5 protein-coding genes are annotated in these 17,980 nt (G+C 77.0%); all 5 read left to right on the forward strand.

Going from position 1 to position 17,980, the window contains the following annotated elements; translation table 11 throughout:
- The first annotated feature begins 43 nt into the window (after positions 1 to 43).
- The 5 genes from O7619_RS16865 to O7619_RS16885 are packed head-to-tail and all read left to right on the forward strand — an operon-like array spanning position 44 to position 17,970.
- On the forward strand, positions 44 to 3,511 hold the full coding sequence (locus O7619_RS16865; RefSeq protein WP_282281882.1) for an AMP-binding protein: 3,468 nt from the start codon (positions 44 to 46) through the stop codon (positions 3,509 to 3,511).
- Positions 3,508 to 6,699 carry a thioesterase domain-containing protein gene (locus O7619_RS16870; RefSeq protein ID WP_282281883.1) on the forward strand — a complete coding sequence of 1,064 codons (3,192 nt, stop codon included), beginning with the start codon at positions 3,508 to 3,510 and terminating at the stop codon, positions 6,697 to 6,699. Before O7619_RS16865 ends, O7619_RS16870 begins: the two co-directional genes overlap by 4 nt.
- Complete coding sequence (locus O7619_RS16875; RefSeq protein ID WP_282281884.1) at positions 6,696 to 9,002, forward strand: lantibiotic dehydratase; 2,307 nt, start codon at positions 6,696 to 6,698, stop codon at positions 9,000 to 9,002. The genes O7619_RS16870 and O7619_RS16875 overlap by 4 nt, the downstream gene beginning before the upstream one ends.
- A complete protein-coding gene (locus O7619_RS16880; RefSeq protein WP_282281885.1) occupies positions 8,999 to 12,496 on the forward strand; it encodes an amino acid adenylation domain-containing protein in 3,498 nt (1,165 codons plus the stop codon). Before O7619_RS16875 ends, O7619_RS16880 begins: the two co-directional genes overlap by 4 nt.
- A gap of 32 nt (positions 12,497 to 12,528) precedes the next feature.
- Positions 12,529 to 17,970 carry a type I polyketide synthase gene (locus O7619_RS16885; RefSeq protein ID WP_282281886.1) on the forward strand — a complete coding sequence of 1,814 codons (5,442 nt, stop codon included), beginning with the start codon at positions 12,529 to 12,531 and terminating at the stop codon, positions 17,968 to 17,970.
- The last annotated feature ends 10 nt before the right edge of the window (positions 17,971 to 17,980 follow it).

Raw genomic sequence — 17,980 nt, forward strand, 5'->3', positions numbered from 1 at the left:
TGCTGCGTGCCCACCGTCGGTGGAGAGCAATCCGTCTCCTGACATGGCACAGACGACGATCATCAATCGTTTCGGCGCGGTCGCAGCGGTCCACGGTGGCCGCCCGGCGCTTCTCGGCGAGACCCACGAGGTCGGTTACGCCGAGCTGGCCGAGGCGGCCGGCGGGCACGCCGCCCGGCTCGCCGCCGCCGGCCTCCGCCCCGGCGACCGGATCGCGCTGCTCACCGCGCACGGCGCGCCGACCGTCACCGCGTTGCTCGGCACGCTCGCCGCCGGATGCGCGTACGTGCCGCTGGACCCGGGCTTCCCGGTCGCGCGGCTGCGGCAGATGGTCGACGCCGCCGGGGTGACCGCCGTGGCCTGCGGCGCCGAGCACCGCGAGCTGGCCCGGACGCTCGCCGGCGGACGCGCCGTGGTGCCGCTCGACGACGTGCCGCCGGCCCCGCTGCGCCCCGTTCCGGTCGACCCGGACGCGCTGGCGTACGTGCTGTTCACCTCCGGCTCCACCGGCGTGCCCAAGGCCGTCGGGCAGACCCACCGCAACCTGGCCCACGTCGTCGACAACCAGATCGACGCGCTCGCCGTCGGCCCCGCCGACCGGCTCAGCCTGCTCGCCTCGTTCAGCTTCGACGCCGCCATCCCCGACCTCTACCCGGCATTGCTCACCGGCGCCGCGGTCGTCCCGGTCGACCTGCGCCGGCAGGGCCTGGCGTACGCCGTCGAGCAGCTCGACCGGCACCGGACCACCGTGCTGCACTGCACGCCCACCGTCTACCGCTTCCTGCTTGACACGCTCGGCGAGCGGCGGCTGCCCTCGGTGCGGGCGGTGCTGCTCGGCGGGGAACAGGCCACCTGGGCCGACGCGGCGCGCGGCCGGGACCGGTTCGCCCCGGACTGCTGGCTGGTCAACGGCTACGGGGCGACCGAGATGACGTTCGCCGCCCGACACGTGCTGAGCCTGTCCGGGGTGGACCCGACCGCGACCGGGCCGCTGCCCGTCGGCGCCGCGTTACCCGGCTACCGGCTCGACCTCGCCACCGGCACCGGAGAGATCGTGGTCCGCAGCCGGCACCTCGCCCCCGGCTACCTCAACCAGGACAGCGACCGCTTCGGCACCGACGCCGACGGGGTGCCCACCTACCGCACCGGCGACCTCGGCCGGTGGCTGCCCGGCGGCGAGCTGGTCTGCCTGGGCCGGCTCGACCGGCAGGTCAAGGTGCGCGGGCACCGGATCGAGCTGACCGAGATCGAGACCGTGCTCGCCGCCCAACCGGGCGTGGCCGGCGTCCGCGCCATCGTCCGCGACGGCGAGCTGCTGGCGTACGTCCGGCCGGCCGGCGCCCGCCCCGACCCGACCGCGTTGCGCGCGGCGCTGTCCGCCGCCCTGCCCGAGCACGCGGTGCCCCGCGCGGTGGTCGTGGTCGACGACTTCCCGCTCACGGTCAGCGGCAAGGTCGACGAGCGGGCGCTGCCCGACCCGGTCGTCGAGGTGGCCGCCGACGCGGCGCCGGTCACCGACACCGAACGCGCCGTGCACGACATCTGGTGCGCGGTGCTCGGCCGCCCGGCGGTCGGCCGCACCGACGGCTTCTTCGACGTGGGCGGGCAGTCGCTACTGCTGGGCCTGGTGCAGCAGCGGATCGCCGAGCGGTTCGGCGTACGCCTGCCGATGCTGCGCCTGTTCGACCACCCCACCGTCGCGGCCCAGGCGGCGCTGCTCGACGCCCCGCCGGACACGGTCCGGGTGCCGGTGCTGCCCGCGCCCGCCGCGCCGGTCGGCGTCGCCCGCGCGCACACCGGCGACGAGATCGCCGTGGTCGGCCTCGCCGGCCGTTTCCCCGGCGCGCCGGACGTGGCGACGTTCTGGTGGAACCTGTGCGCCGGGGTGGACTCCGTCCACGACCACACCGACGAGGAGTTGGCCGCGCTCGGCATCGGGCCGGAGCTGCGCGCCGACCCCCGGCACGTCCGCGCCACCGGCCGGCTCGACGGGGTGACCGACTTCGACGCCGAGTTCTTCGCCTTCGGCGCCGACGAGGCCGCCCGCACCGACCCCCAGCACCGGCTCTTCCTGGAGACCGCGTGGGAGGCGATGGAGGACGCCGGGCACGACCCGCGACGCTTCCCCGGCCCGGTCGGCGTCTACGCCGCCACCTCCGCCAACCGCTACTTCCTGTTTCACCTGATGGACAACCCGGCCGTGGTCGGCGACGTCGACCCGGACGACTGGGAGGCGCGGCTGCTCGGCCGGCAGTTCACCGACCACCTGCCCGGACAGGTCGCCTACCGGCTCGGCCTGACCGGGCCGGCGGTGGCGGTGCAGAGCGCCTGCTCCAGCTCGCTCGTCGCGGTCTGCCTGGCCGCGCAGAGCCTCGCCGACTACCAGTGCGACCTCGCCCTGGCCGGCGGGGCCACCGTGACCTGGCCCCGGCACCGCGCCACCCCCGGCGGGCTCGCCTCGCCCGACGGCAGGTGCCGGGCCTTCGACGCCGCCGCCGACGGCTCCGGGTTCGGCTCCGGCGCGGGTGTGGTCGCGTTGCGCCGGCTCGCCGACGCGCAGGCCGACGGCGACCGGATCTATGCGATCCTGCCCGGCTGGGCGGTCACCAACGACGGCCCGGACCGGGCCGGCTTCGCCGTGCCCGGCCCCGCCGGGCAGGCCGCCGCCGTCGCCAACGCGCTCGCCACCGCCGAGGTCGACCCGGGCGAGGTCCGTCTCGTCGAGGCGCACGGCAGCGGCACCCCGCTCGGCGACGCCATCGAGGTGGCCGCGCTGCACGAGGTGTACGCCGGCGCCGCGCCCCCCGGCACCTGCGCGCTGGGTTCGGTGAAGACGAACATCGGCCACCTCGACGCGGCGGCCGGCATCGCCGGGCTGATCAAGGCGGTGCTCGCCGTCCGGCACGGCGTGATCCCGCCGAACCTGCACTTCACCCGCCCGCACCAGGAGATCGACCTGGCCGCCGGTCCGTTCTACGTGCCGACCAAGACGCGGGACTGGCCCGACGGCGCCCGCCGGGTGGCCGGGGTGAGCGCGTTCGGGCTGGGCGGCACCAACGCCCACGTGGTGGTGGAGCAGCCGCCGCCGGTCGACCCGGTCGACCCGTCCGGCGACGGGCCGTGGCTGCTGCCGGTCTCGGCGCGTACCCGGGCGGCGTTGCGGGCCGCGCTGGCCCGGCTGCGCAGCCACCTGGCCGGGGCCGCGCCGCCGCTGCCCGAGGTGGCCGCCACGCTGGCGCTGGGCCGGCGACCGTTCGCCCACCGGGCCGCGGTCGTCGCCGCCTCCCGGCCCGCCGCGCTGGCCGCGCTCGACGTGCTGCTCGACACCGACGCCCGGATCGCCGGGGACGGCGGGCCGCTGCGCGAGCTGGCCGCCGACTGGGTGGCCGGGCACGACGTCGACTGGGCCGCCCTGCACCCGGAGGGCGCCGTGCGGCGTACCGGCCTGCCCACCTACCCGTTCCAGCGCCGCCGGCACTGGATCGACCCCGTGCAGAGAGGCCCACGGTGAACTGGTTCGTCTCCGCCGGTAGCCGACCCGAGGCGCCGGTGCGGCTGTTCTGCCTGCCCTACGCGGGCGCGGGCGCCAGCGCGTTCCGACACTGGCCGGCCGCGGTCGGTCCGGGCGTCGAGGTGCTGCCGGTGCAACTGCCCGGCCGGGAGAACCGGATCATGGAGGACCCGCGCTTCACCGTCGCCGAGGTGGCCGACGCGATCGCCTCCCGCGCCGACCGCCCGTACGCGATCTACGGCCACTCGATGGGCGGCCGGCTCGGCTTCGAGGTGGTCCGCGAACTGCGCCGTACCGGCCGCCCGCTGCCGCTGCGGCTCTACGTCGGCGGGGCCCGTGCCCCGCACGTCGCCGGGCCGGGTCTCTTCGACGGGCTGTCCCACGCCGACGACGACGAGCTGCTGCGCCGCCTGCGCGACGGCGGCGGCCTCTCCGCCGAGCTGCTCGACCACCCGGAGCTGGTGGACCTGCTGCTGCCGCTGCTGCGGGCCGACTTCGGCCGGGTCGACGACTATCGCTACGTCCCCGGCGAGCCGCTGCCGGTGCCGATCGTCGCGTTCGCGGGCGACCGGGACCGGGCGGTCACCCGGGAGCAGAACGCCGCCTGGGTCGAGCACACCGCGGCCGGGTTCACCCTGCACGAGCTGCCCGGCGGGCACTTCTTCCTGCACGACCGACTCGCCGAGCTGGCCGCGCTGATCCGGGCCGACCTGGCCGCCGCGCCGGGCGTGCCGGCCTCGGCGTCGGACGTGCCGGCCGCCGCGCCGGACGTGCGGAGCGCCGCGCCGCTCGCCGCGCCCGGCGATTCGACGACCCGCGTCCGGACACCGGACGCGGGTCCGGACCCGGTGCGCGCCGCCGGCCGCGGGACCGCCGGCGGTGCGCACCGGGTCCCCCTCGGCGACACCGGATGGTCGGTGTGGCGCGACGCGGTCCTGCGGACCACCGGCTTCCCCGCCGACGGGCTGGCGCTGCTGACCGCGCCCCGGGCCGCGGTGGCCGCCGACGAGCTGCTCGCCACCGGCGCCGGCGCGGACCGGTTCGACAAGGAGTTCGACGAGGCGGTCCGCGCCGGCGCCGAACGGCTCACCGCGCTGGCCGCCGACCCGCGGCTGCGGGAGGCGGTCACCTGGCAGAACCGGGGTGCCCTGGTCGCGCTGGACGGGCTGGCGCGCGGCGGCGCCGACGCCCCCCGCAACGTGCGCCGGCGGGACCGGGAGCGGGCGTTGCTCAAATACTGGCAGCGCTACTGCGGCAAGAACGAGACGGTCGGCTTCTTCGGCCCGGGCTGTTGGGTCACCCTCGATCCCGAGCTGCCGGAGGTGGCCCGGGTCGAGCCCGGCGACCGGCTCACCCGCTGGCGCCGGGTGTGGTTCGAGTCCTGGGCGCTGGCCGCGTACGCCGACCGGATCGGCGCCGACCCGGCCGTCCGCCGCTGGTGGCCGCCGATGCTGCGTCCGCACCTGGCGGTCCGGGACCGGACGGTGCTGCGGCCCGGCCGCCCGCCGGTGACGCTGAGCCCGGTCGAGGCCGCGCTGCTGCGTGCCGCCGACGGCCGGCGCCCCGCCGCCGACCTGGTCGCCGACCCGGCGATCGGACTGCGCCGGCCCGAGGACGGCTACGCGCTGCTCGACCGGCTGGTGGCCCGGGAGCTGATCACCTGGGACGCGGCCCTGCCGGTCAGCCCGGACGCCGAGCGGGTGCTGGCCGAGCGGATCGCGGCGATCGGCGACGAGTCGGCCCGCGCCGCCGCCCGGTCCGGCTTCGACCGGCTGCGCGCCGCCCGCGACGCGGTGGCCGCGGCGGCCGGCGACCCGGTGGCGTTGCGCGCCGCGCTGGATCACCTCGACGCCACGTTCACCGAGCTGACCGGGGTGCCGGCAACCCGTCGCGCCGGCCAGATGTACGCCGGCCGCACCATCTGCTACGAGGACACCGCCCGCGACCTGGACGTCGTCTTCGGCGCCCCGCTGCTGGCCGAGCTGGCCGCCCCGCTGGACGTGCTGCTCCGCGCCGCCCGCTGGCTGGCCAACGCGCTCGCCGAGGCGTACCTGACGGTGCTGCGCGGCCTCTACGACGAGCTGCGTGCCGAAACCGGCGGCCCGGTGGCCCTGGCCGACCTGTGGTTCCTCGCCCAGGGCCTGTTCTGGGGCGACGGCGAGCGACCGGTGGACGCGGTCGCGGCCGACTTCGCCACCCGCTGGGCCGGGCTGTTCGGCCTGGACACCGCGCCCGCCGGCGTCACCGACGTCCGGGTGCGCGCGGCCGACCTGGCCGGCCGGATCGACGCGGTCTTCCCGGGCACCCGGCCGAGCTGGTCCAACGCCGTCGTGCACAGCCCCGACCTGCAGATCTGCGCCACCGACGCGGCGGCCCTGCACCGGGGCGAGTACACCGTGGTGCTGGGCGAGCTGCACGCCGCCTGGTCCTCGTTCGACTGCGCGGTCTTCACCCAGACACATCCGGAGCCGGCGCGGCTGCGCGACGCCCTCGCCGCGGACCTGGGCGGGGGACGGGTCCGGCTGCTCTTCCCGGCCGACTGGCCGCGCCGCACCAGCCGCACCGCCGAGTCGCTGACCGGGCCGACCGACCGGCAACTGGCCTTCCTGGACGCGCCGGGCGCCGACCCGGCCCGGGTGCTGCCCACCGTGGACCTCACCGTGCACGAGGTCGACGGCGACCTGGTCGCCACCGCCCCCGACGGGCAGCGCTGGCCACTCGCCGAGATCTTCGCCCCGGTGCTCAGCGCGCACGCGGTGGACGGGTTCAAGCTGGTCGCCGCCGCGCCGCACACGCCCCGGATCACCGTGGACCGGCTCGTGGTGTCCCGCCGGACCTGGCGGACCACGGTCGGCCAGAGCGGCCTGGCCGACGCCGTCGGGGAGCGGAACCGCTTCCTGGCCGTCCGCGCCTGGCGTCGCCGGCTCGATCTGCCCGAGCGGGTCTACGTCAAGCTCGGCACCGAGACGAAGCCCTGTTTCGTGGACCTGGCCGCGCCCGGGTTCGCCACCATGCTCTGCGCCCTGGTGCGAGCCGCCCGGGTCGACGGCGGCGACGGTGTCCCGCTGACGGTGAGCGAGATGCTGCCCGAGCCGGAGCAGGCGTGGGTGCCCGACGGCGACGGCCGCCGCTACTTCAGCGAGCTGCGGCTGCACCTCACCGACACCGGGTGGGAGGACGGCCGATGAGCCACCTGCTGCCCCTGGGCACGACCGGCTGGTCGGTGTGGCGGGACGTGGTGCTGCGTACCGCCGGGTTCCCGGCCGCCGGGCTGGACCGGTTCGCCGCGCCCGACTGCGCCAGCGCCGCCGACGCGCTGCTGGCCGGCGCGAGCAGCCCCGAGATGTTCGACAAGACGCTGCGCGAGGCGTTGCTCGACTCCTCCGCGACGGCCGGCGACCTCGCCGCCGACCCGCTGGTGCGGGAGGCGGTCACCTGGCAGAACCCGGACATGCTCATCGCTCTGGACGGCCTGCTGCGTACCGATCCGCGGGTGCGGAACGTGCGGCGACGCAAGCGGGAGCTGAGCCTGCTGCGCTATTGGCAGCGGTACTGCGGCAAAGCCGAGACCATCGGCTTCTTCGGCCCGGTCTGCTGGGGCACGGTCGACCCGGCGGTGCCCGGCGTCCGCACCGAGCCCGGCTCGGCCCTGGTGCACCGGCGTCGGGTGTTCTTCGAGGCGTGGGCGCTCATCGCGTACGCCGACCGACTCGCCGACGACCTGGCGGTGCGCCGCTGGTGGGCGCCCGCGCTGCAACCGCACCTGACCGTGACCGGGCGGGAGCTGCGCCGGCCGCTGCACCCGCCGATCGCGCTGACGCCGGTCGAGGCCCGGGTGCTCGCCGCCTGCGACGGGCGGACCCCGGCGGTGGACCTGGCCGAACGGCTGCGCGGCGACGGCGCGGTGCACGGCGTCGACGACGTCTACCTGCTGCTGGACCGCTGGGTCGAACGCGGCCAGCTCAGTTGGGGCGGCAACCTGCCGGTCGCCCCGGACGCGGAGCGGGTGCTCGCCGCGCGCATCGCCGCGATCGGCGACGAGCGGGTCCGCGCCACCACCACCGCCGAGTTCGACCGGCTCCGCGCCGCCCGGGACGAGGTGGCGGTCGCGGCCGGCGACCCGGACCGGCTCGCCGCCGCGCTCGCCGCGCTCAACGTCCGCTTCACCGCGGTCACCGGCCGCCCGGCCACCCGGCACAGCGGACAGATGTACGCCGGCCGCACGGTCTGCTACGAGGAAACCGCCCGCGACCTGGAGTTCCGGATCGGGGCCACGGTGGTGGACGCCCTCGCCGAGCCCCTCGCGGTGGTGCTGCGCACCGCCCGCTGGTTCACCGCGCAGGTCGCCGCCGGCTGCGGCGAACTCTTCACCGAGCTGCACGAGGAGTTGGCCGCCGACGGCGAGCCGGTGCGGTTGGCCGACCTGTGGCTGCTCGCCCAGGGGACGCTCGTCGCGCCGGACGGCCCGATCGGCCGGGCCGGCGCCGCGCTCACCGAACGGTGGACCGAGCTGTTCGGCCTGCGCGACCTGCCGGCCGGGCAGGCGGAGCTGCGGCTGCGCGCGGCGGACCTGGCCGAGCGGGTCCGGGCGCTGTTCCCGGCCGAGAACCCCGGCTGGCCGTCGGCCCGGCTGCACAACCCCGACGTCCAGCTCAGCGCCGCGTCCCCGGACGCCGTCGAGCGGGGCGAGTTCCTGCTCGTGCTCGGCGAGCTGCACCCGGCCACCGTCGCCTTCGACAGCGCGGTGCTCAGCCCGTTCCACCCCGACCCGGCGGCGCTGCGCGCCGACCTCGACGCCGACCTCGGCCCGGCTCGGCTGCGGGTGCTCTGGCCGGAGAGCTTCCCCCGGCGGGCCACCCGCACCACCTGGGCGCTGACCGGCCCGGCGGACCGCCAACTGGGCATCGACACCGCGTACGGCGCCGACGCCGAGCGGCTCGTCCCGGCGACCGCGGTGCGCGTGGAACGGGCCGGCGACCGGCTCACCGCGGTCCTACCGGACGGGGCCCGCTGGCCACTGATGGAGGTCTTCGCGCCCCTGCTCGGCTCGCTGCTGGTGGATGCGTTCAAGCTGTTCGGCGCCGCGCCGCACACGCCCCGGATCACCATCGACCGGCTGGTGGTGGCCCGGCGCACCTGGCGGAGCACCGCCGGCGCGTGCGGCCTCGGCGGCCACCCGGACGAGGCGGCCCGCTACCTGGCGGTGCGCCGCTGGCGGGCGGCCAGCGGCCTGCCCGACCGGGTGTTCGTCAAGGTGGGCACCGAGATCAAGCCCTGTTATCTGGACCTGACCGGCCCGCTGTACGCGCAGTCGCTCTGCGCCATGGTGGACGCCGCGCTACGTACCGGCCCGGACGTGCCGGTGGTGGTCTCCGAGCTGCTGCCCGCCCCCACCGACGCCTGGGTGTCCGACGCCCACGGCCACCGCTACGTCAGCGAACTCCGCCTCCAGATCACCGATCCGGCCGAGCACCTGGGAGCACACCGGTGACCGACATCCTGACCGTCAGCGCCGCCGCCGGGCCGGACCTGCCCTGGCCGGACGCCACCCTCGCCGACCTGATCACCACCCGGGCCGCCCTCGTGCCGGACGCGGTGGCGGTGCGCCAGTGGGACCACCGGCTCACCTACCGGCAGCTCGTCGAGCGGGCCGCCGGGGTGGCCGCCGCGCTGCGCGAGCGTGGCGTCGGCCGGGGCGACCGGGTCGGCGTCTGCGGCGCGCGTACCCCCGACCTGGTGGTCACCGTGGTCGGCGTGCTGCTGGCCGGCGCCGCGTACGTGCCGCTGGAGCCGGACGGCCCGCGGGCCCGGCGGCGCGAGATCGCCCGCGACGCCGGCGTGCGGGTGGTGGCCGGCGACGCGGCGGCGGCCGAGTTCGGGGCCGAGCCCGGCGTGGAGGCGCTCGGCCGGACCGGCACCGCCCCGCTCCTGCCCTGTCCGGCCCGCCCCGGCGACCCGGCGTACGTGCTGTTCACCTCCGGCTCCACCGGCCGCCCCAAGGGCGTGCTCACCACCCACCGCAACGCGGTCGAGTTCGTCACCGGGGTGTCCGCGCTGACCGGCGCGGACGCCTCGACGCGCAGCCTCGGCATCGCCTCGCTCGGCTTCGACGCGGCCACCATGGACCTGTTCGTGCCGCTGACCCTCGGCGGCGCGGTGCAGTTGCTCGGCGCCGACGACCGCTCCGACCCGGCGCGGCTGGCCCGGTTCGTCGCCGCGCACGAGGTGACCTGGGGGTTCGTCACCCCCACCGTGCTCGCGCTGCTCGACCCGGCGACCGCGCCGTCGTGGCGGGTGCTGCTCTGCGGCGGCGAGCCGGTCCCGGCCGAGCTGGTCGCCCGCTGGGCGCCGGGCCGGCGGTTCGTCAACGGCTACGGCCCGACCGAGACCACCGTACTGGCGGTCGGCGGCGACCTCACCCCGGCCGACGCCGACCCGGTGCCGATCGGCCGGCCGCTGCCCAACCACCGCGCGTACGTGGTCGACGCCGACCTGCGGCCGGTGCCGCCGGGGGAGACCGGCGAACTGTTGATCGGCGGCCCGGGCCTGGCCGACGGCTATCTCGGCCGGCCCGGCCTGACCGCCGAGCGGTTCGTGCCGGACCCGTTCGGGGACGCGCCCGGCGAGCGGCTCTACCGCACCGGTGACCTGGTGCGGCAGGCGCCGGACGGCCGGCTCGTCTACCTCGGCCGGGCCGACCGTCAGGTCAAGGTGCGCGGCCAGCGCATCGAGCTGGGCGAGATCGAGGCGGTGCTGGCCGGCCACCCCGGCGTCGAGCGGGTCGCGGTGGAGGCCGTGCCCGGCCCGGCCGGCACCGAGCTGGTCGCCTTCCTCACCCCGGACGCCGCGCCCGACGACGACGCGCTGCGGGCGTACGCGCGGCAGCGGTTGACCACCGCGATGCTCCCGGCCCGGACGGTCCGGTTGCCCGCGCTGCCGGTCAGCCCGACCAGCGGCAAGCTGGACCGGTCGGCGCTGCGCGCGCTGGCCACCGCCGCCGCCCCGGCCGACGACATGCCCGACGGCGGCGATCCGGTGCGCGACGTGGTCCGGCGGCTCTGGACCCGGCTGCTCGGCGCCGCCCCCAACCCGGACAGCGACTTCCTGACCGCCGGGGGCAACTCCGTCGCCGCGATGCGGCTCGTCGCCGCGCTCCGCGCCGAGCTGGGCCGGCGGGTCGACACCCGGGCGCTGTTCACCGCCCGCACGTTCGCCGCGCTGGTGGAGCGGGTCCGCGCCGCCGACCCGACCGACGGCGACGGGTTGACCACCGGCAACCCGCCCACGCTGTCCCCGCCGCAGCGGCGGCTGTGGTTCACCGACCAGCTCACCGCGTCCAGCGCGCCCTACAACATCGCGGTCGCGCACCGGCTGCGCGGCCCGCTGGACGTGGCCGCGCTCGGCGTGGCGCTGCGCGCCGTCGCCGAACGGCACGACGTGCTGCGCTGGCGCATCCCGCAGGCCGGCGGCGTGCCGTACGCGGTCCGCGAGGAACCGACCGACGTGGCCGTGCCGGTGGTCGACCTGACCGCCGCCGCCGACCCGGACACCGAGCTGGCCGGCATGCTCGCGGCCGGCGCCGGACACGGGTTCGACCTGGCCACCGGCCCGGCCTGGCAGGTGACCGTCTACCGGCTCGCCGCCACGGAGCACGTGCTCGCGATCACCGTGCACCACGCGGTCTTCGACGGCTGGTCCGAGGCCGTGCTCTACGACGAGCTGGCCGCCGCGTACGCCCGGGCGGTCGGCGGGCCGGTCCCGGGTCGCCCGCCGCTGCCCGCGACGTACGCCGACTACGCGGTGTGGCGCGCGGAACGCGACAGGCGTCGCGGCGACGCCGACCTGGCCTGGTGGACCGGGCACCTGGCCGGCGCGCCGACGGTGCTGGAGCTGCCCCGCGACCGGCCCCGCCCGGCCGTGCAGACGTACGCCGGCGCGGAGGCCGCGGTCCGGCTCGACGCCGCCGCCGACCGGGCGGTCCGCGACCTGGCCGCCCGGCGCGGCGTCACGGTCGCGGCGGTGCTGCTGGCCGGCTTCGGCGAGCTGCTGCGCCGGCTCACCGGCGGCGACGACCACCTGCTCGGCGCCGTCGTCGCCGACCGGCGGTTGGCCGCGTTCGACGAGGTGATCGGCTTCTTCATCGACACCGTGCCGGTGCGGGTGCGCGCCGGCGGGAGCTTCGCCGGGCAGGTCGACCGGGCCGCCGCCGAACTGCAGGAGGTCACCGACCACCCGGGCGCGCCGCTGGAACGGATCGTCGAGGCGCTCGGCGTCGGCCGGGACACCTCCCGCGCGCCGCTGGTGCAGGTGCTGTTCAACGTGCTCAACTTCGCCCCGCCCCGGCTGGCGCTGCCCGACCTGACCGCCGAGCCGGTGCCGGTGCCGAAACCCGGGTCGCCGTTCGACCTGACGGTCTACGTGGTGCAGCGGGACGGACGGGCCGGCGTCGAGGTGGTGTACAACCCGGACCTGTTCGACGCCGACCGGATCGCCGCGCTCCTGGCCGACCTGGTCGCCCTGGTCGGCGCGCTCGCCGCCGACCCGGACACGCCGGCCGGCGAGGTGGCGTCCGAGCTGCCCCGCCCGGCGGTGCGGGTGGCGGCGCTGGGCGCGATGACCGTCGCCGCCGAGCCGGCCCGGGCGCCGCTGCCCGCCGGCCCGGACACGCTCACCGGGACCGAGGCGCTGATCGCCGGCATCTGGCGGGACGTCCTCGGCCGGGACGCCGTCGGCGTCGCGGACAACTTCTTCGACATCGGCGGCCACTCGATGGCGCTCGCCGCGGTGCACGCCCGGCTCGTCGAGGCCACCGGCCGCTCGATCACCATGCTCGACCTGTTCCGCCACCCGACGGTACGGGCGCTCGCCGCCAGCCTCGACGGCGCCGCCGACCGGCCGGAGCTGGCCCGCGCCGCGTTGCGCGCCGCCGCCCGGCGGGGCCGTGCCCGCCGTACCCCACCGCCCCGCCGACCCCAGCAGCCGTGATGCCGCAACCCCGTGCGAATGAAGGACCTCCCATGTCTGACGACTTTCCCACCGCCGACGACGGCATCGAACCCATCGCCATCGTCGGGTTGGCCGCCCGCCTGCCCGGCGCGGCCGACGTCGACGAGTTCTGGCGCAACCTGGTCGACGGCGTGGAGTCGACCACCGAGCTGACCCGCGAGGAGCAGATCGCCCGCGGCGCCCACCCGGACGAGGTCGACGACCCGGGCTGGGTCAACCGCGCCCCGCTCGTCGACGGCTACGACGAGTTCGACGCCGGCCTGTTCGGGATGACCGCGCGCGAGACGGAGATCACCGACCCGCAGCACCGGCTGTTCCTGGAAACCTGCTACACGGCGTTGCAGGACGCCGGCTACGACCCCGGCCGTTACGACGGCGCGGTCGGCGTCTACGCCGGGGCCGGCGGCAACACCTACCTGCACCGCCACGTGCTGCGCAACAAGCGGGTCGGCGGCAACCCGCACGGCCTGGTCTCGATCGCCACCGGCACCTCGCCGAACTACGTGGCCACGAACGTCTCCTACCGGCTGGACCTGCGCGGTCCCAGCCTCACCGTGCACACCGCCTGCTCCACCTCGCTCGTCGCGTTCCACCTCGCCTGCGAGGCGTTGCGCAACGGCGAGTGCGACATGGCCCTGGCCGGCGGGGTCAACATCGAGCTGCCGCACGTGGGCTACCTCGGTATGGACGGTTTCACCTCGCCGGACGGGCGGTGCCGGCCGTTCGACGCCGACGCCAACGGCACGGTGTGGGGCAGCGGCGTCGGCGTCACCCTGCTCAAGCGGCTCTCCGACGCGATCGCCGACGGCGACACCATCCGCGCCGTGGTGCTCGGCAACGCGATCAACAACGACGGCGCCGGGAAGGTGGGTTTCACCGCGCCGAGCGTCGAGGGGCAGACCGAGGCGGTGGCCCAGGCTGTCGGGCTGGCCGGGATCGACCCGCGCAGCATCAGCTACGTCGAGGCGCACGGCACCGGCACCGCGCTCGGCGACCCGATCGAGATCGCCGCGCTCTCCGCCGTCTACGCCCGGGACACCGACGACCGGGGTTGGTGCGGCATCGGCTCGGTGAAGTCGAACATCGGCCACCTCAGCCAGCCCTCCGGGATCGTCAGCGTGATCAAGACGGTGCTCGCGATGGAACACGGGCTGATCCCGCCGACCATCAACTACGAGACGCCGAACCCGGCCATCGACTTCGCCGACACGCCGTTCTACGTGGCGAACACGCTCACCAAGTGGGACGCCGACGGCGGGCCGCGCCGCGCCGGGGTCAGCTCGTTCGGCATCGGCGGCACCAACGCCCACGTGGTGCTCCAGGAGGCGCCGGCCGCGTACCGGGCCGAACGGCGGGTCCGCCCGGCGCACCTGCTCCAGGTGTCGGCGAAGACCCCCACCGCGCTGGACGCGGCCGTGCGTCGGCTCGCCGACCACCTGGCCGGTGACAGCGACGGGTCGCTCGCCGACGTCGCGCACACGCTACGTGTCGGCCGCCAGGCGTACGCGCACCGCGCGGCCGTGGTCGCCGTCGACCCGCAGGACGCCGCCGCCGCGCTGCGCGACCGGCGCCGGACGCACCGGGGCGACGCCGACGCCACCCCCCGGGTGGGGTTCCTGTTCAGCGGCCAGGGCTCGCAGTACGCCGGGATGGGCGCCGAACTGTACGCCGAGGACCCGGCGTACGCCGCCGCCGTGGACGAGTGCGCCGAGCTGCTCCGCCCCGAGCTGGGCCGGGACATCCGGGACCTGATCCTCGGCCGCGACCCGGACGCGGCGGCGCTGCTCACCGAGACCCGCTGGACCCAGCCCGCCCTGTTCACCGTCGAGTACGCGCTCGCCGCCGCCTGGCGGGCCGCCGGCGTCACCCCGGCCGCGATGATCGGCCACTCGATCGGCGAGTACGTGGCCGCGACGCTCGCCGGCGTGATCGCCCTGCCGGACGCGCTGCGGGTGGTGGCCGCCCGGGGCCGGCTCATGCACGCCCTGCCGCCCGGGTCCATGCTCGCCGTCACGCTCGACGAGTCGGCGGTGGCCGAACGGCTGCCCGAGGGCCTGTCGGTGGCGACCGTGAACGGCCCCGGCACGTGCGTGGTGGCCGGCGAGACCGCGCTCGTCGAGGCGTTCGCGGAGAACCTCGGCGGGAAGCACAAGTCCAAACTGCTGCGCACCTCGCACGCGTTCCACTCGCCGATGATGGACCCGATCCTCGACGAGTTCGCCGCGCTGATGGCGACCGTGCCGCTGCGCCCGCCGGCCGTGCCGTTCGTGTCCAACGTGACCGGCGAGTGGATCACCGACGCGCAGGCCACCGACCCGGCGTACTGGGCCGCGCACCTGCGCCGGCCGGTCCGCTTCGGCGCGTGCGTGGCCACCCTGCTCGCCGAGGGCACCTGGGCGCTCGTCGAGTGCGGCCCGGGCCGGCAACTGGCCAACCTGGCCCGGATGCAGGTCGCCAGGGCGGGCGGGGCGCAGCGGGCGTTCACCCCGCTGGGCAGCCTGCCCGGGCCCGGCGAGTCGACGGGTGACCTGGCCACGCTGCTCGGCACGGCCGGCGCGCTCTGGTGCGCCGGGACCGCGGTGAACCCGGCCGTCGACCCCGACGCGCGGCGGGTGCCGCTGCCCACGTACCCGTTCGAGCGACGCCGCTACTGGGTCGAGCCGGACCCGGTGGAGGAGACGGCCGCGGCCCCGGCCGAGACCGGCCCCCGGCCGCTGCCGGAGTGGTTCGCCGTGCCGGTGTGGCGGCAGGCCGCGCCGGCCCGCACGGTCGAGCCGCTGGGCCGCTGCCTGGTGCTGGCCGACGGCCCGCGCGGCGAGGCGCTCGTCGCCGCGTTGCGGGCCGCCGGCGACGACCCGGTGGAGGTACGCGCCGGCGGCGCGTTCACGGTCACCGCGACCGGTTTCCGGCTGCGCCCCGGTGACCGGGCCGACGCCGACGCGCTCGTCGCCGCGCTCGGCCCCGACCTGCCCCGCCGGATCGTGCACGCGTTCGCGCTCGACGGCGAGCCGGCCGGCACCGACGTGGCCGCCGCCTGGGCCGCCCAGGACCGTGGCTTCTTCGGCGCGCTGCACCTGGTGCAGGCGCTCGCCGGCGTCGGCCTGACCGCCGACGAGGCGGGCATCCGCCTCGACCTGGTCACCGCCGGCATCGGCGACGTGCGCGGCGACGACGTGGTCCGCCCCGAGCACGCCACGCTCGCCGGGCTGGCCCGGGTGCTCCCGGTCGAGCTGCCCGGCCTCACCGTCCGGCTGCTCGACGCCGACCCGGCCGCGCGCGGCGTGGCCGCCCTCGTGGTGGAGTTGCGCAGCCCGGTCGACCCGGAACACCCGGAGGTGGCGTTGCGCCGCGACCGGCGCTGGGTGGGCGGCCACGAGCAGGTCACCGTGGGGCCCGAGGACGAGCCGGGCGTGCTCCGCGAGGAGGGGCGCTACCTGATCACCGGCGGTCTCGGCGGCATCGGCGTCACCCTGGCCGAGGACTTCGCGGTCCGGGCCCGCGCCAAGCTGGTGCTGCTGGCCCGCTCCGGGCTGCCGGAGCGCGACGACTGGGACGCGCACCTGGCGGTGCACGGCGGCGCCGACCGGGCCGGCCGGGCCATCGCGGCGATCCGCCGGATGGAGGCCGCCGGCGCCGAGGTGCTGGTGCTCGCCGCCGACGTCACCGACCCGGACGAGCTGCGCCGGGTGCGCGCCGAGGCGGAACGCCGCTTCGGCGGGCTGGACGGCATCGTGCACGCCGCCGGCCTGCCCGGCGGCGGCATGGCCGAGGTGAAGGAGCGGGCCGAGGCGGAGCGGGTGCTCGCCCCGAAACTCGCCGGCACGCTCGCCCTGGCCCAGGTCTTCGGTGACCTGCCGCTGGACTTCGTGGTGCTCTGCTCCTCGATCACGGCGGTGATCGGCGGATTCGGTCAGGTCGACTACTGCGCCGCGAACAACGTGCTGGACGCCTTCGCGCGCTCCGGCGCCGGTTTCCGCGCCCCGGTGGTGGCGCAGAACTGGGGCGGCTGGGCCGAGGTCGGCATGGCGGTGGAGACCGACGCGCCGGCCGCCTTCCGGGCCGCCGGGCGGGACACCGTGACCAGCCGGGTCACCCACCCGGTGCTGACCACCATGGTCACCGGCCCGGACGGCGCCGTGCTGCACGGCCTGGTCGCGGCGGACACCCACTGGCTGCTCGACGAGCACCGGATCGGCGGCGTGCCGGTGGTGCCGGGCACCGCCCACCTGGAGTCGGTGCGCGCCGCCGTGGTCGCCGCGCTGCCCGCGCCCACGCCGGACGCCGCGGTGGAGCTGCGCGACGTGGTGTTCCTGGAGCCGTTCGGCGTGCCGGACGGCACCGTCGCGCAGTACCGGGTCGAGCTGACCCCGGCCGAGGACGGGACGGAGTTCACCGTGGCCAGCCTCGCCGCCGGCCGGCGGCGCACACACGTGCGCGGCGCGGCCGGCTGGACCACCGAGGCCGCGCCGCCACCCGCCGCGCCCGCCGTGACCGGGCGGCGGGTCGACGACGACGCCTCGTTCGGGCGCGGTCGCTCCAGCATGCTCACGTTCGGACCGCGCTGGGCCGCGCTGGCCGAGCACCACCTGGGCGAGGGGGAGGAGCTGGCCCGGGTGCAGGCGCCCGCCGCGGCGCGCGACGACCTGCCCTCCTGGGGGCTGCACCCGGCGCTGCTCGACGTGGCCACCGCGTTCGGCCGTGGCCAGGGCGCCGGCACCTACCTGCCGCTGTCGTACGGCCGGATCGTGGTGCGGGGGACGCTGCCGGAGACGTTCCACAGTCACCTGCGGCACCGGCCCGCCGCCACCGACGAGGTGGTCGCCGCCGACCTGTCGCTGCGCGACCCGCACGGCCGGGAACTGGTCGCGATCAGCGACTTCGTGCTGCGCCGGGTGGACCAGGGCGCGGTCGCCGGCACCCTGGCCGAGACCCCGGCGACCGACGAGCCGGCCCCGGCCACCGAGGACATCCGGCCGGTCGACGGCGCGGAGGCGTTCCGCCGCAGTCTCGGCGCCGGCCTCGGCGCGCAGGTGGTGATCGCCACCCGCGCCGTGGCCGACATCCGGCGTCGGGCCGCCCGGGTCACCACGGACAGCCTGGCCGGGGAGACCGACGTCCCGGCCGGCGCGTCGGGCGTCACCGGCGGTTCGGCCGCGCCCGGCACCGACCTGGAGCGGACCATCGCCCAGGTGTGGCGCGACGGTCTCGGCGTCACCGACGTCGGCGTGGACGACGACTTCTTCGCCCTCGGCGGCAACTCGCTGGTGGCGGTGCAACTCATCGCCGCGATGCGTAAGGCGACCGGGGTGCGGCTGCCGATGCGCAGCCTCTTCGAGACCCCGACCGTGGCCGGCCTGGCCGCCCGGATCGAGGAACTGCGCGCCGCGGCGACCGCCGACCCGCCGGCCGCCCCGGCGACGATCCCGGCCATCCCGCGGCTACCCCGCGGCTGACCCGACCCGA

This window comes from Micromonospora sp. WMMD998, assembly GCF_029581235.1.
Taxonomy (GTDB): Bacteria; Actinomycetota; Actinomycetes; order Mycobacteriales; family Micromonosporaceae; genus Micromonospora.

Bases quoted from the DNA above. Each gene is read 5' to 3' on its own strand.
- O7619_RS16865 (WP_282281882.1), top strand. From the start codon at position 44: ATGGCACAGACGACGATCATCAATCGTTTCGGCGCGGTCGCAGCGGTC.
- O7619_RS16875 (WP_282281884.1), top strand. From the start codon at position 6,696: ATGAGCCACCTGCTGCCCCTGGGCACGACCGGCTGGTCGGTGTGGCGG.
- O7619_RS16885 (WP_282281886.1), top strand. From the start codon at position 12,529: ATGTCTGACGACTTTCCCACCGCCGACGACGGCATCGAACCCATCGCC.